Below are 15,286 nucleotides of genomic sequence, written 5' to 3'. Positions count from 1 at the left end.
CATCAGCCCTGGAGCTGGAATACATCGCCCAGTGCGGCGATTTCGCCCTCGATGCTGCTGGTGGATCCCTGCTGGGAGATCCGCGTGAGGCTGGCCTCCATGGCGGTGATCGACGCCCGCAGGGCCTGGTTCGCGTAGATGGCCAGGGAGAAGCCGGCCTCGCGCAGCTGCGCGGCATCGACTCCGGGATAGGTGGTCGGCACCGCCACGAGCGGGACCTCCTTGTTCGCCCAGCTCCGGCCGAAGTCGAGGATCTCCAGTCCGTCCTTCGACTTGGAGTGGATCAGGATGGCGTCGGCGCCGGCCGCCACGTAGGCATCGGCCCGGGCGATGGCATCGCCCTTCTGACCACCGGCAATGAAGGTCTCGATCCGGGCAACGACCACGAAGTCCTCGGTGCTCTGGGCCTGCTTGGCCGTCTTGATCTTGGAGGCGAAGCCCTCGATCGTCTCCTGGTCCTGGGAGCCGGTACCCAGGGAATTGCGCTTCGGAAAGGTCTTGTCCTCGATACAGACGCCGGCGATGCCGGCCCGCTCGTACTGGTCCACCATGCGGGCGACGTTGCGCACATCGCCGAAGCCGGTGTCGCAGTCGGCGAGCACCGGAAGATCCGTCGCGTCGTTCATCGCTCGCGCGGCGTTCAGGAACTCCGTCATCGTCAGAATGCTGTCGTCCGGGACGGCGTAGGAAGCCGATATACCGAGGCCGCTCGCCCACAGCACACCGAATCCACTTCTCTGCGCAATTCGCGCACTCAGCCCATCGTGCACACCGGCCGCCATGGAGAAACCATTCCTGGAAATAGCCTCGCGCAGCATCTTCCGCTTATTCAAGAATTCTCCCGCTGTCTCGGCCACGCTGTCCACGCGACGCTTAAGAGGTGTTCATCAAGAACATGCCCATGTACAGTTGCAACCCATACCGGCTACGGTAGTGAACCGCGCCACAAGACAAGTTGGCAAGAGCTTTCCGATACGGGGGGAACCGGCATCGAATAGCCATGTATGCCCGTTTCGGTCCGGCATGTATGCCCGTTTCACCCCGGCATGGGGATCTTGATCCGTCTTGTTATTGAATTCACCGCGAGGCGGCATTGCATCGCCTTGAGGCAATCAGAGCGAAAGGTTTCGATCTCAGTGGCTATCCGGAATGACATCATCCTCGAGGACACGACCCTCCGAGACGGCGAGCAAACTCCCGGGGTTGCCTTCTCCAAGGAAACCAAGACCAAGATCTTGAATTCTCTTATCGAGGCCGGTGTCACCTCGGTCGAGATCGGTATCCCCGCCATGGGCGGCGAGGAGCTGGACTTCATCCGGTCCTGTGTGGACCGGCAGGACGAGGCCCGCCTCGTCGTCTGGCACCGCGGTGTCCGCGAGGACGTCGAGCGCTCGCTCGACATGGGCTTCAAGGCTGTGCACATCGGCCTGCCCACCTCGGCCGGCCACCTCAAGGCCAGCGTCCGCAAGGACCGCTCATGGCTGCTGAGCACGGCCACCGAACTCATCAAGATGGCCAAGGACCGGGGGGCGTTCGTCTCCATCAGCGCCGAGGACATCGCCCGCACGGAGATCTCGTTCCTGCAGGAGTACGCCGGCGTCGTGCACGAGGCCGGCGCCGACCGTCTGCGCCTGTCCGACACCGTCGGTCTGCTCGGCCCGGAGGCGTACGGCGAGCGGGTGGCCGCCGTGGGCGAGGCCGCCCCGATCGACACTCAGTGCCACGCCCACAACGACTTCGGTCTGGCGACAGCGAACACCCTGGCCGGGCTCAAGGCCGGTGCCCGCTACTTCCACGTCACGGTCAACGCCATCGGCGAGCGGGCCGGTATGGCGGACCTGGCGCAAGTCGTCGTCGCGCTCAAGAAGCTCTACGACCGCGACCTGGGCATCGACCTCACCAAGCTCAAGGACATGAGCCGGCTCGTCGCCGAGGCGGCCAACCACGAGGTGCTGCCCTGGCAGCCGGTGACCGGTGACAACGTGTTCGCGCACGAGTCCGGCATCCACGCGAACGGCATGTTCCGCGACACCTCCAGCTTCGAGCCCTTCCCGCCGGAGCACGTCGGCGGTGAGCGCCGGTACGTGCTCGGCAAGCACTCCGGTCGCGCACTCGTGGCCTGGGCACTGGAGCAGCAGGGCATCGAGGCCCGCGAGGACCTTCTCGGCCAGGTGCTCGACGCGGTTCGCGCCGAGTCGATCCGGGTCCGCGGAGCGGTCTCCCAGGAGACGACCGTCGAGCTCTACAAGAAGGCCCTCGCGGAGACGGCTGCCTGACAGCCTCTCATCGGCGGAGCGGTGAAACCGCGCGTCACGCCGTCATCGGGTACCGCCCCGTCCTACGGCGTGACGCGCGGCCCTCTCGGCGGCGTGCCAGGTCGAACCGTCGTTCTCCACGGCGGTGACAGCGGCCTCGATCGCCGCCCGGACCGTGTCGAGCGAGAGATACCCGGCAAGTTCCGCGCCGGCCAGCAGTGTCGAGCGCAGCCGACGCACGCGGGCCCGGTCCGCGCTCTCGCCTTCGAGGCGTGTGGTGTCCAGCGCGGTGTCATAGCCGAACTGGGGTCGGCCGGCGGTGTCGAGCGCGGTGCACACACCGCCCCGGTCCTCGGCCAGCTGTCCTTCGAGGACCGCGGCCAGCAGATCGGCGAACGCACTGTGCGTCAGAACGGCCCGGTACTTTTCCGGATTCCTCACCAGTTCAGCGGCCATATGATCGATGATCAAGCTTTCGTACACGATTCCCGGAGAATCGACCAGTTCCTCCATTGCCTCACGCGCAGTCAACGCGAAGAGCCCGTCAGTGTATTTGATGGAGTTTCCCTTATGGGCAACGGTAATCCGCCCTACACCCCTCTCGCGACACACCTCCACCGCGCTCATGACACATGCTCGAATGCGTTCCGGGTCAGCGGTGTGAACAGCAGCGGCGGCCTCTGTACGCAGCGGCCGTGCACTGTGCTCCACAGTTATTCGGCGCAGTTGTTCGACATCTTCGGAGTTTTCCGGAAATTCTATTCCGGTATCACTGAGGTCGAATTCCGCCCGCATCAGGAGCACATCCAGATCCACCCCGCCACGAAGGCTCGGACCACGCCTGCCGATGAGGCTGAGAGCCGCTCCCCAGTCCTGGCGAGCCTGCCGGGCGAGCGCCTGAGCCTGTGTCGGCGAGGTATGCAGGGGCGCCAGAAGACCGGCCTTCACCTGCTCATTCACCTCTCCCGGCGCGGTGGACCCCGGTGCTGTGCGGACCCACTGCACAGCGAGCCCCGCCAACTCCAGTACATCGATCGCCACGTCGACGTCAGCCGCGACGGACGGCTCCGGGCTCTGCCACAGAGCAACCTCGCACACTGCGGTATCCATCATGTGAACCTCGTTCCCGGCAGCGTCCGTTCATGGACCCTGCACGCTGCATAAGTCCTTCGACGAGAAATAAGAGCAAATAAGAATGCATAACTTGCTGCGCACCCTGGACCTGCCGGACGGAACGGCCCGGTTCTGTAGCCTGGAAGCCGCCGAAGAGAATGGACTCGGCGGCATGGCGACCGCACCCCGCAGTATCCGGATTCTGGTGGAGAATATACTACGGAACGCCATTTCTGCCAGCGTCGAACAAGGCGGTCAGGGAATTGACCAGGCTTTGTCGACCTGTGCCGAATTGATCTCCGCGAGCACGGGTGAGGGCCCCGATGTCGAAGTCCTGTTCCGCCCGACCAGGCTGATCCTGCAGGACCACTCCGGCATTCCGGTGCTCGCCGACCTGGCATCCCTGCGCTCCATCATGGAGCAACGCGGGCTGGACCCCCGCAAGGCCAGGCCCGCGCTCCCCGTCGACCTCGTCGTCGACCACTCGGTCGAGGTGAACGCATGGGCACGGCCCGACGCCCTGAGCCTCAACATGCGGCGCGAGTACGAACTCAACAACGAGCGTTACCGGTTCCTGCGCTGGGCCCAGCAGGAGGTCGCCGGACTGCGCGTCGTACCGCCCGGCAAGGGCATCGTCCACCAGATGCACCTGGAGCACCTGGCCCGCGTCGTCATGACGGACACGCAGGGCCTGCTGGCCCCTGACTCGGTCCTCGGCACCGATTCGCACACCCCCATGGTGGGTGCGCTCGGGGTGCTCGGCTGGGGCGTCGGCGGCATCGAGGCCGAGACCGCGCTGCTCGGCCACCCGATCTCGTTGCTCAGCCCGCCTGTTGTCGGTGTCCGGCTGACGGGTGCGCTGCCGACCGGCAGCACGGCCACCGACCTTGCGCTGACCATGACCGAGTTCCTTCGCGGCACCGGCGTCGTGGGGCAGTTCGTCGAGTTCTTCGGGCCCGGCGTCGCGGAGCTGTCGCTGCCCGACCGGGCCACGCTCTCGAACATGGCCCCCGAGTACGGCTGCACCGTGGCGTTCTTCCCGGTGGACGAGGCGACCCTGTCGTATCTGCGGCTGACCGGGCGTCCCGAGGACGAGATCGCCCAGGTGGAGGCGTACAGCAAGGAGCAGGGGCTGTTCGTTCCGCTGGACAGCACTCAGGAGCCCGTCTTCGCCCGGACCGTCGAGTTCGACCTGAGCGCGGTCGAGCCCGTCGTCGCCGGTCCGCGCCGCCCGCAGGAGCGGATCCCTCTCCACTCCGTGCCGGCCAGCTTCCCCGAGCGAATGGACACACCGGCAAAACAGCCCGTGGACGCCGCCCCCGGCGCCCCCTTGGTCGAGGACGGCGCGATCGCCATCGCTGCCATCACCAGCTGCACCAACACCTCGAACCCGATCTCCATGGTGACGGCCGGCCTGGTTGCCCGTAAGGCGGTGGAGCGCGCGCTGACCGTGCCGGAGTGGGTCAAGACCAGCCTGGCCCCCGGCTCCCGGGCCGTGATCCACTACCTGGACGCGGCAGGGCTGCTGCCGAGCTTCGAGAAGCTCGGCTTCACCGTGGCGGGCTTCGGCTGTACCACCTGCATCGGCAACTCGGGCGGTCTGTCACCGCTCGCCGAGGAGGCCGTACGCACCACCGGGGTCCGGCTGTCCGCCGTACTGTCGGGCAATCGCAACTTCGAGGGACGCATCCACCCCGACGTCGCCGCCGCCTATCTCGCCTCGCCCGCGCTCGTGCTCGCGTACGCGCTGGCCGGAACCGTGCTCACCGACCTCACGTCGCAGCCCGTCGGCGTCGACCCCGAGGGCCGGGACGTGTACCTCCGCGATCTCTGGCCGACACCGCAGGAGATCAGCGAAGCCGTCGGCTGCGTCTCGTTCGAGCACTTCGGCCGGGAGAAGGCCTCGCTGTTCGTCGGCGACGAGGCGTGGGGGGCACTGGAGTTCCCGTCCGGACCCGTCTACGACTGGCCCGCCGGCTCCGACTACCTCATCAGGTCTCCGTTCTTCGACGAGGAGTCACGGCACACGCTGTCCGACCTGAGCGGAGCCCGGGTCCTCGTCTACGCCGGGGACTCGACCACCACCGATCACATCTCGCCGGCGGGTTCCATCGCGCAGGACTCACCGGCCGGGCGCTTCCTGTCCGACGCCGGAGTACCGCCAGCGCAGTACAACTCCTACGGCTGCCGCCGGGGCAATCACGAGGTGCTCATCCGCGGCACATTCGCCAACATCAAGTTCCGCAACCGGCTGACCCCGGACCTGCGCGGCAGCCACACCGTCCACACCCCCACCGGGCAGACCATGAGCGTGTACGACGCCTCGACCGCCTACGCGGCCGCCGGCACGCCCGTCGTCGTGGTGGCCGGCAAGGACTACGGCTTCGGCAGCTCCCGCGACTGGGCGGCCAAGGGACCCGCGCTGCTGGGCGTCCGGGCCGTGCTGGCGCAGAGCTTCGAGCGCATCCACCGCAGCAACCTGATCGGCATGGGCATCGTTCCGCTGCAGTTCGCCGAGGGCGACAGCCCGGACTCCCTGGGCCTCACCGGCCACGAAGCCTTCGACATCGTCGGCCTGGACGGCCTGGAACCCCGGGGCGAGGTGCTGGTACGCGCCCTCGACACCGAGACCGGCGCTTCCAGGCAATGGCGCATGCACGCCCGCGTCGACACGAGCGGTGAACTCGACTATGTGCGCAAGGGCGGCTTCCTGCGCGCCGTCGCCGACAGCCTCCTGAGTGCCCAGTGACCTCCCCTTACATCGAAGGGACACCCATGACGACCATGTGGGACATCGTCGCGGAACAGGCCCGCAAGGCCCCCTCGGCCGTGGCCGTCACCGACGCGTACGACATCACGTACCGGGAACTCGTCGACCGTGCCGCCGAAGTTGCCGCCGCCATCGCTGAACGCGCCCCCGCCGGCGCCCTGGTGGCCGTGGACGCGTCCAAAGGCACCTGCGGGTCCATAGCACTGCTCGCGGCGGCGAAGGCCGGCTGCGCAGTGCTGCCGCTCAGCCAGGAGAGCCCGCCGTTGCAGCGTGCGGCACTGCTGACCGACGCCCGTCCGGCGCTGCTCATGAAGGAGGCCGACGACCACCGCTTCGACATCGAGGCACCGGCGGTCGACCTGGTGCCACAGCCACGCGAGCCCTCCTTCCAGGAGGTGGCATATGTGCTCTACACCTCGGGATCCACCGGACGTCCGAAAGGCGTTGCCGTACCGCACACCTCACTGCTCAGTCGGCTGGCCGGCCTGGCCCGCGTCCCCGGCCTGGCGGCGGGCGAGTCCATCGTCTCGATGACGGCTCTGTCGTTCGACATCTCACTGGCGGAGATGCTGGTGCCGCTCACCGTCGGAGCCCGGTTCATCACCGCGCCGCCGATGGCCCGGCTCGACCCCGAGGCGTTCGGCCGGTTCACCCAGGAGCACCCCGCCGACGTCATCCAGGCCACACCCAGCTTCTGGCGCCTGGCCCTGACCAGCGGCTGGCAGGGTGCGCCCCACACCCGTATCTGGTCCGGCGGTGAGGCTCTCACGCCCAGTCTCGCGAAACAGCTGACGCCGCTGTGCAAGGAACTGTGGAACCTCTACGGTCCGACCGAAGCCACCATCTGGGCCACCGCGTCACAGGTCACCGAGGCCGAGGCCATCACCCTGGGCGGTCCGCTGCCGGGCACCGGGGTCTGCCTCGCCGGGTTGCCGGACGCCGCCGACAGCGCAGACGAGGGTACGGGTCCGCTGGTGACCGAGCCCGGGCAGCAGGGCGAGATTCTCCTGTACGGCGAAGGGCTCGCCCTCGGGTACCTGGACCGGGACGACCTCACCTCCCGGGCGTTCCTCACCCGCGAAACGCCCGACGGCCCGCGCCGGGTGTACCGCACCGGCGACCGGGGCCGCTATCGCGAGGACGGCACACTGGAATTCCTCGGCCGCACCGACGCCCAGGTCAAACTGCGCGGTCATCGGATCGAGCTGACCTCCATCGAAGCCGTGCTGGAGGAGCACGCCTCGATCGCCCAGGCCGCGATCGTCCTGCGCGACGTGGAGCACCCCGAGCGGACCTTCATCGAGGCCTTCCTCGTCACCCCCGACGAGCCGGCCGAGCGTGAACTGCGCAAGTGGCTGCGCACACGGCTGCCCGCGAGCGAGCATCCGCGCCGCTTCACCTTCGTGCCCGAACTGCCGCGTACCACCGCGGGCAAGGTGGACCGGGTCCAGCTCGCCGCCCGGCAGTCCGGCACGCCGTCGGCCCGCACCCAGATCGAGGAGCAAATATGACCGGAACCGACCTCCCGGTGACGCGCGACGTCGTACCGGAGGAAGAGCACCTGCTGCTGATCGGCTGGCGCACCCAGTCCGTGGCGGCGGTCAACCGCCTCGGCTGCAAGGTGACCTGGGTGGTCACGCCGGGCGAGGTGACCGCCGTACGTGCCAACGGGTTCACGGGTGACCTGGTCACCGTCGGGGACCCCACCGGCACGGAGTCCGTCCTGGCCGGGCTCGCCCGGTCCGGGCTTCCCCTCGACGGATTCACGGCCGTGGGCAGCGATCTGGAGTTCACCCTCATGACAGCGAGTGTGATCGGCGCGCTCGCGGGCGCGCGTGGCATACCCGTCGAAACGGCTGTGCTGCTGCGTGACAAGGTCGCCCAGAAGGCGGCCGTTCGCGCCGCCGGGCTGCCGGTCGCCTCGACCCTGACCGTCGACGACCTCAAGGAACTGCCCGACGTGGCCCTGGACTTCCCCTATGTGGTGAAGCCCCTGCTCGGTGCCGGCACGGAGAGGACCTGGGCCGTGCGCGACCGGCAGGACCTCGCCGGACTCCTGGAGAGCCAGGCGGGACGGACCTCGGGACCGTGGGCGGTGGAGGAGTTCATCCACGGCCGGGAACTGCACCTGGACGGCGTCGTCCGGAACGGGAAGCTCGAGGTCTTCAGCGTCTCCCGCTACCTGGTGAACGTGATCGCCATCCGCTCGGGCGGCGCCATGGGCAGCGTGCTGCTGCGCCCCGACCGCCACCCCGTCCTGTACGAGCGCGCCGGCGAGCTGCTGGATCGCGCTCTGGGGGCGCTGGGTCACCGGGACGGCGTCTTCCACCTCGAAGCGTTCGACCAGGCGGACAGGCTGGTCTTCAGCGAGTGCGGTGGCCGTACCGCCGGAGGCCTGGCCCGTGAAATGGTGCACGCGCAGACGGGTGTGGACCTGATGGACGAGTGGGCCAGGGCGCTGGTCGGGCTGCCGTCGTCCCGCCCCGCGCCGCCCACTGCGCCGCTGGTATACGGCCAGAGCAATCTGCTGGCGCCCGCCGGCCGTGTGGTGAGCGTTCCCGCGCTGGACGAACTCCTGAGCCAGGACGGCGTCGTCCAGGGCACCGTGGACCTCAAGGAGGGGGACGTCATGGGTGAACTCGTCCACTCCTCCGTCCGGGGCGGTCGCATCCTGGTGGCTCTGCCCTCGGAGGAGGAGGCGGAGGCCCGGATGCACGCGCTGGGTGCCTGGTTCAGCGAACGGGTCGAGGTGAACGACATCGGCTGACGATGCGTCGGGCATGCGCCGGGGGCACCCCGCGACATCACGCGGTGCCCCCGGCGCGGCCGTCCGGTGTCCTTCCCCGGTGAGGGTCAGCCGGGCGTCGGAAGTCCCGATATCCCGGGGTTCCTGCGGAAGTCGGGCCTGGGCAGCGCTTGCCGGTCCAGTTTTCCGTTGCTCGTCAGGGGCAGCGCGTCGACCTCGAGGTACGCGGCCGGCACCATGTACTCCGGCAGTGCCGCAGCGGCCAGCTCACGCAGCTCGACGGGGGTCGGCGGCGCCGTGTCCGCAGCCGGTACGACGTACGCGACCAGCCTCGTGCTGCCGCGCCGGCCCGGCACGGCCAGTACAGACGTCTGCGCGGCGCCGGGATGCCGGGCGAGCACGGCTTCGATCTCCCCCGGCTCGATCCGGAATCCGGACACCTTCACCTGGTCGTCGAGCCGCCCCAAATAGACGACGGTGCCCTCCTTGTCACGACGCGCGAGGTCGCCCGTGCGGTACATACGGGAGCCGGGTTCGCCGAACGGGTCCGCCACGAAGCGCTCCGCGGTGATGCCGGAACGGCGGAGGTACCCGCGGGCCAACTGCCGGCCCGCGATGCAGATCTCGCCTTCCTGTCCCGCCTCGACGTCCCGCATCGACTCGTCCAGAACCCGGATCGTCAGATCGCGCGCGGCCTCGCCCATCGGGACCGGACCGTCGGCCACCACCTGACCCGGCGCGATCCGGTGCTCCATACAACCGACGGTCGCCTCGGTGGGGCCGTACTCGTTCACGACTGCGGCGCCGGCATTGAGGGCCCGCCAGCTGTGCAGCATGCTGCCGGTCAGCTGCTCACCGCCGACCACCAGTTGGCCGGACGGGGAGAATTGGGGCGGCAGCAGCGTCAGCAGCGCCAAGTGGCTCGGGGTGGCCTTGAGGAAGTGCAGGGGTGCCCGGTCGAGGGCCGCGCGTGCGTCCACATCGTCCGCCAGGTCCGCGACGTGGATGCGACCACCGTGCAGCAGCGGCAGGAAGAGCGTGGTGACCGTGAGGTCGAAGCTGAGGGAGGAGTGGAGGAGGGAGGACACCCGGCCGCCGGGATAGGATTCCGCGGCCCACGTCAGGTAGCTCAGGAGTGCGTGGTGCTCGATCACGACTCCCTTCGGCCGGCCCGTGGAGCCGGACGTGTAGATGACGTAGGCGGGGCTGTGCGGGGTCAGCGGCGCCAGTCGCTCCACATCACCGACATCTGCCTCGTCGGTGCCGCGCGCCCCACCGGGCGTGCTCTGTCCCGACGGCTCCAGGCAAGGCCCGTCCCACCCCCGGACCTCCTCGCCCGTTTCGCTGATCAGACAGACGGGCCGCGCGTCGGAGAGCATGAACTCAAGGCGCTTCGCCGGATAGGCGGGGTCGAGCGGCACGTAGGCCGCCCCGGATTTGAGCACGGCCAGGATGGCCACAACGGCATCCTCGCCGCGCGGCAACAGGATTCCCACCAGGGACTCGGGACCGGCGCCGTGGTCGATCAGCCGACGGGCCAGCCGGTTGGCACGGATGTTGAGCTCACGGTAGGTCAGCTCCCCCTGCTTGCCGCTGACGGCGATCGCGTCGGGGAATTCCGCGGCCGTCCGTTCGAAGATCCGCGGTACGAGCGCCACGGGTTCTTCCGGGACCTGACCGGGAGCGCCGTTCGGCCGTATGTCGCCCCAGTGGCGTTCCACGTACGCCAGGCAGTCCGCCTTCGTGGCGGCGTCCAGCTCGGTGCGCCACCCGGCGGGTACGGCGGTGTCCGCCGGCCAGAGGCTCCTCCTGCCTTCGTGGTTGACCAGTACGGATGTCAGTGGTTCCGGGGCACTGGACAGGGACATGGTGATTGCGCGCTCCTACGTGAGAGGGCATCGGGACGGATTGAGGAGGGGTTGTGTGTGACACGGGCGGGTGGGCGCCGTCCCGGCCCGGACAGGGCCTGACGGCGGCGGTGGGCGCAGTCCCGGCCCGGACAGGGCCTGACGGACCCCCTAGCGCGGCCCGGACGCGCCGGCGACGGCCGTCGGCACCGGTTCGGCGGCGGGTCGGGTCGCCAGCGCCCATCGGGTGGCCGCCGGGCCGAGGGCTCCGCAGCCGGCGAGGACGACCCCCAGCAGGATCCAGCCCGGGGCGCCCCAGGCGATGCACAGGTAGGCGATCACGGTCGGGGCGATGGCCCCGCCCATGCCCTCACCGAGGTTGAAGACACCCTGGTACTGCCCCTGGGCGTGCGGCGGGGCCAGTCCCAGAGCCAGCTCGAAGCTGCCGGCGGCATGCCACATCTCTGCCGCGGTGAAGATGATGACGGCCACGAAGAAGATTCCCAGGGCCACCGCGGTGGGCACCGTCCCGGTCACGGCGATGAGCAGGCAGGTCACCAGGAGGGCGGTGCCCGAACGCACCCAGGCCCGGCCGGCCGCTGTCGGCGAGTCGATGCTCCGGGTCATCCTCACCTGGAGGAACACCACGATCGCGGTGTTGACGAGCAGGAGCGCCGCCGCGGTCCAGCCGGGTGCGACATCTCGGGATGCGATCCACAGCGGGATGGCCAGTGTGAGGATCTGGCCCGAGAGGTGGAGTGCCGCGTTGAGCGCACTGACGGCAAGGTAGGGCACGTCCTTGAGGGCGACCGCCTTGCCCGTGGGGGTGCTGGTCTGTTCGCCGGATACTCCCCCGATCCTGTCCTCGGGCGATCCGGGGGACCTTCCCTTCGGGGTGGCCGGTGCGGGCAGCGGATCCATTCTCGGCAGGGTGCACTGCAGTGCGGCGGCGACGAGGAGCGCGGCTGCCTTGGTCCACAACGCCACGGTGAACGAGACGCGCGTGTCGAGCTGGGCCGCGACTCCGGCCAGTACCGATCCCAGCGCCATCCCCACATTGGATATGGACCGCAACTGGGCGCGGAACTGGGCACGTTGACCTCCACCGAGGCGGGCTATCACGGCGTGACGCACCGCCCTCGACCCCTCGAACGAGAAACTCGTGAGGCCCACCAGAACGGCGGCCGTCGTGAAGGAGTCGATGAACGCAGTGGCCGCGGCGACGCAGGCATGGAACAGATACATGCAGACGAGTACGTTACGCAGGCCTCGGCGATCGGCGATGTGACCGATCGGCACCCCGGCCCAGACTCCCGCCAGGCCGCCGATGCTGAAGGCGAGTCCCACCTCGACCGCGGAGAGTTCCACGATCCTGCTGAGAAAAAGCGGCAGGGCCAGCAGGTTGGTGCCGAAGCCGATGGCGTCCACCAACTGGGACACCGCCACCCGTCGGGACGGCCCGGGCGGGGGCAGCGCGTCACCGGTGATCGCGCGCAGCAGCCTGGTGCCCCGTCCGTGGGGCTGCCGGTTCCCGGACGCCGTCATGCGGCGGTGAGGGCTGTCAGAAGGCATACGAACGCGGCGGCGAACCGCTCGGCGAACTCGCGGGGCACCCGGTCCGTGAGATGGCTGACGGCGACGGTGGTCGTGCCGTCCGGCTGCGGAACGACCTCCGTGTGGAGTTCCGCGGGCAGGCCCAGGTAGGGCTCCACCACACGGCGGGTCTCGAGCCCGGCCAGGCCGAGTTCGCGGATGTCGTGGTCCTGGAGTGCCAGCATGTTCTGGAAGAGCGGGGCGCGGCCCGTCCGGGGCGGATTGATCGCCCGCACGATGTCGGCGAAGGCGGTGTCGGCGGCGGCGAACGCCTCGGACAGCCGGTGCGCGGTGGCCTTCAGTGCCGTGTCGAAGCCGACCTTGCCGTAGCGGGTCCCGGCGGGCATCCGCAGGCACATGGATTCGACGCAGCAGTCGATCACCGCGGCCGTGGAGGCGTCCCACCGGCGGGCGACCGGGAAGCCGACGGCGTAGGCGGACTGGCCGGACGTTTCCCCGAGCGCCCGGTCGTAGACGGTGAGCAGAACGGCGAAGCGTGTGGTGCCGTGCCGGGCGGCCAGGGCGTCGACGACGTCCATCGCGCCCGCCTCGAGAGTCCGCACAGTGCGCCTGAGCCGGGCGGGGCCGGACTGCCCCGCCGGTACCGGAGGGACGGCGAGGTCGGGGGTATCGGCGAGGGCGGTCTTCCAGAACTCGCGCTGGCGCTCCAGCTCGGCCCGGTGCAGATCGGCCTGCCGTTCGCGCATACGGCCGCGCTCGGCCATGCCCGGGACGGCCGGCAGTTCGGCGGCCCCGCCTCGCAGCCGCGCCGCGTAGCAGGCGCCGAGATCGTCGGCCAGGACGGACTCCGACCATCCGTCGAAGGCTATGTGGTGGACCAGTACCCGCAGGACGTGGGTGTCCTGCCCGGCGACACCCGCAAGGGCCACGCGCCACACCCTGCCCGCCGCGAGATCGAGGTCGCCGTCCAGAGCGGCCCGGGTGGCGTCGAGGGCGGCCTCTTCGTCGGCCTCGTCAGGAAGCGTGACAACGTCCACCTCGGCGGCGGCACCGGGTTCGGCCACCGCCGGACGACGGATCACATATCGGCTGCCCAGCGGCTGGTGGCGCTCGTGCACGTCCTGGAGCGCGCCGCGCAGGGCCGCCGTGTCCAGGGTTCCCGACAGGACCCAGGTGAACAGCAGGTGGGGTGTCGGGTCGCCGGGGTCCATCGCGTGCTGGCTGAGGAAGCCGATCTGCATCGGGGTGAGTACGACGGATTCGTCGGCGCTCTCGTCGCGTGCCTGCGTTTCCTCGGCGCGTACTCCTGTCGCCGCCAGGGAGCGCGCGAACTCCAGGGCCGTCGGGGCGGCGGCGAGCTGGGAAAGGGGAACCGGGAACCCGAGTGCGTTGCCGATGCGGGCGCAGACCAGCGTCCCGTCGAGCGACGACCCGCCCAGCGCGGTGAAGGAGACGTCCTCGGGGAGGTCGTCCTCCTCGAGGACGTCGGCAAACGTGTCGAGCACCAGCCCCAGCAGGTCCGGCTTCGCATCCTCCGCCCCTTGCCCTTGCACGAACGGCACTTCTCCCCCTTTGTCACCTGCATCGCAAACGGAACATTTGATTCTCAATTAATCCATGGATGAGTACGTGAACCCTAGCAAGCGACTGCACCGGGACCACCATGTCAATTCCGACCGGGGTGTCGTAATCAAAGTTTTGGCGAAAGATCGGCACGATCACACCCGGAGGGAATATTGAATGCCAAACCGGAGCATTCCGGACAACCGGATCCGAATAATCCGATTCCCCTCCAGCGGCTTGTGGTACTTTCACGACGCGCTTGAGCGTTGTCGACGAGGAGCCGGAATTCAGATGGACAATAATCGCACGGACATCCCTTTCGGGGCAGCCGAGAAGCAGCTCCAGCAGATCTGGGAAGAACTTCTGGATACCGATGTCGAACCCTCCGACAACTTCTTCGACCTCGGCGGATACTCATTCCTCGCCGTCCAGATGGTCAGCCAATTGCGCGAGGTCGGATATCACCTTTCCGCCAGCGACGTATTCACCCACCAGACACTGACCGAACTCGCCTCTTTCCTCTCCGGGGAACAGTCTGCCCAGGCACGACCGGAGCCCTCCTTCACCGCCCTGTGGTCGGAAGCGGTGAGCCCCTGGAACGGTGAGCGCCCGAAGGCCCGCATCAAGCTCTCCGAAGGAGCGGGCACCCCCTTCCACTGGGTGCACTGGGGCACCGGCAACATCGCCTTCCTGCGCCGTATCGCGGACAGGATCAGTGGCGGTCGGCCCTTGTACGGCTTCCAGCACCCGGCACTGGTCAGGCGTGAGCGCGTCCAGCTGTCCGTCGCCGAGATCGCCGAGTCCTACGTCGAGGAGCTCCTGGAGGGCCAGCCCTCGGGGCCGTATCTTCTGGGCGGGCTCTGCAACGGCAGCAACATCGCCCTGGAGATGGCCCGGCGTCTGACCGCACGGGGCAAGGAGGTCGCCCTCCTGGTCTTCGTCAACGGCTACCCCAACACCATCCCCTCCGACCTCGACCCGGGCGATGGCATGGAGGAGCTTTACCAGCTGCGGCTCGCCCACTTCAAGCAGCGTTTCGGCGTCGACAATCTGGCCGCCTCGGCGGCCGAGGTGCTGGCAAAGCTGCAGACGGAGGACGTCGCGTACTACGACGGCCACGAGAGCCCGGACGATTTCATGTGGTTCCAGGCGGTCTGGGCGGGGATCGCTCACGCGCAGGCCCACCACGAACCCCGCCCCTTCACCGGCCGGACCCTGGTCTTCCAGACGAAGAAGGGCGAGCCCTTCTTCACCTCCCACTGGAAGGACCTCGTGCCGAATGCCGAGGCCGAGACCTTCGATGTTCGCAGCACCTTGCCGATCCTGACGCACCCGCCTTTCCAGAAGAGCATCAGCCACCACCTCTCGCAGGATTTCTGAAACCCTTCACATAGCGGAGATCACATCATGCCAGCGGTCAATTCTCGCCTGTTTCGGT

The 15,286-nt window shown here is 68.6% G+C and carries 10 protein-coding genes; 5 read left to right on the top strand and 5 right to left on the bottom strand.

The annotated features are described in order from the left end of the window. Positions 1–2: 2 nt before the first annotated feature. Positions 3–833: an isocitrate lyase/phosphoenolpyruvate mutase family protein gene (locus tag ACZ3IC_RS26990; RefSeq protein WP_467420126.1), complete on the bottom strand. Its 831-nt coding sequence runs from the start codon at positions 831–833 to the stop codon at positions 3–5. Positions 834–1,136: 303 nt separating this feature from the next. Between ACZ3IC_RS26990 and ACZ3IC_RS26985 the strand changes: the two genes are divergently transcribed. Further along, positions 1,137–2,276, top strand: coding sequence for a homocitrate synthase/isopropylmalate synthase family protein (locus ACZ3IC_RS26985; protein WP_467420123.1), 1,140 nt, complete (start codon positions 1,137–1,139; stop codon positions 2,274–2,276). A 42-nt stretch (positions 2,277–2,318) separates the two neighbouring features. Here the strand turns inward: ACZ3IC_RS26985 and ACZ3IC_RS26980 are convergent, their stop codons facing one another. After that, the gene (locus ACZ3IC_RS26980) at positions 2,319–3,368 is read right to left on the bottom strand and encodes an isocitrate/isopropylmalate family dehydrogenase (RefSeq protein ID WP_467420121.1); all 1,050 of its coding nucleotides are present in this window, start codon (positions 3,366–3,368) and stop codon (positions 2,319–2,321) included. Between the two features lie 82 nt (positions 3,369–3,450). Here ACZ3IC_RS26980 and acnA point away from each other — a divergent pair, with 82 nt between their 5' ends. From acnA to ACZ3IC_RS26965, 3 genes are read left to right on the top strand one after another with little or no spacing between them, the layout of a single operon-like run. After that, complete coding sequence (acnA, locus tag ACZ3IC_RS26975; protein ID WP_467420120.1) at positions 3,451–6,117, top strand: aconitate hydratase AcnA; 2,667 nt, start codon at positions 3,451–3,453, stop codon at positions 6,115–6,117. 26 nt (positions 6,118–6,143) lie between these two features. Continuing rightward, positions 6,144–7,649, top strand: a complete 1,506-nt coding sequence (locus ACZ3IC_RS26970; protein ID WP_467420117.1) for an AMP-binding protein — start codon at positions 6,144–6,146, stop codon at positions 7,647–7,649. Next, positions 7,646–8,905 carry an ATP-grasp domain-containing protein gene (locus tag ACZ3IC_RS26965; RefSeq protein WP_467420116.1) on the top strand — a complete coding sequence of 420 codons (1,260 nt, stop codon included), beginning with the start codon at positions 7,646–7,648 and terminating at the stop codon, positions 8,903–8,905. Before ACZ3IC_RS26970 ends, ACZ3IC_RS26965 begins: the two co-directional genes overlap by 4 nt. Positions 8,906–8,991: 86 nt before the next feature. Here ACZ3IC_RS26965 and ACZ3IC_RS26960 read toward each other — a convergent pair whose 3' ends face one another. The 3 genes from ACZ3IC_RS26960 to ACZ3IC_RS26950 all read right to left on the bottom strand — a co-directional run bounded on the left by ACZ3IC_RS26960 (position 8,992) and on the right by ACZ3IC_RS26950 (position 13,847). Next, positions 8,992–10,752, bottom strand: a complete 1,761-nt coding sequence (locus tag ACZ3IC_RS26960) for an amino acid adenylation domain-containing protein (RefSeq protein WP_467420113.1) — start codon at positions 10,750–10,752, stop codon at positions 8,992–8,994. Positions 10,753–10,902: 150 nt separating this feature from the next. Further along, complete coding sequence (locus tag ACZ3IC_RS26955; RefSeq protein WP_467420111.1) at positions 10,903–12,276, bottom strand: MFS transporter; 1,374 nt, start codon at positions 12,274–12,276, stop codon at positions 10,903–10,905. Then, complete coding sequence (locus tag ACZ3IC_RS26950) at positions 12,273–13,847, bottom strand: condensation domain-containing protein (RefSeq protein ID WP_467420108.1); 1,575 nt, start codon at positions 13,845–13,847, stop codon at positions 12,273–12,275. The genes ACZ3IC_RS26955 and ACZ3IC_RS26950 overlap by 4 nt, the downstream gene beginning before the upstream one ends. A 292-nt stretch (positions 13,848–14,139) precedes the next feature. On the opposite strand from ACZ3IC_RS26950, the gene ACZ3IC_RS26945 reads away from it, so the two are divergent. Continuing rightward, positions 14,140–15,228: a thioesterase domain-containing protein gene (locus ACZ3IC_RS26945; protein WP_467420106.1), complete on the top strand. Its 1,089-nt coding sequence runs from the start codon at positions 14,140–14,142 to the stop codon at positions 15,226–15,228. Positions 15,229–15,286: the final 58 nt, after the last annotated feature.

Source organism: Streptomyces sp. NPDC002958, assembly GCF_055563255.1.
The sequence above is the reverse complement of the archived record's forward strand: the minus strand, read 5'-3'. Positions and strand labels throughout refer to the sequence as shown.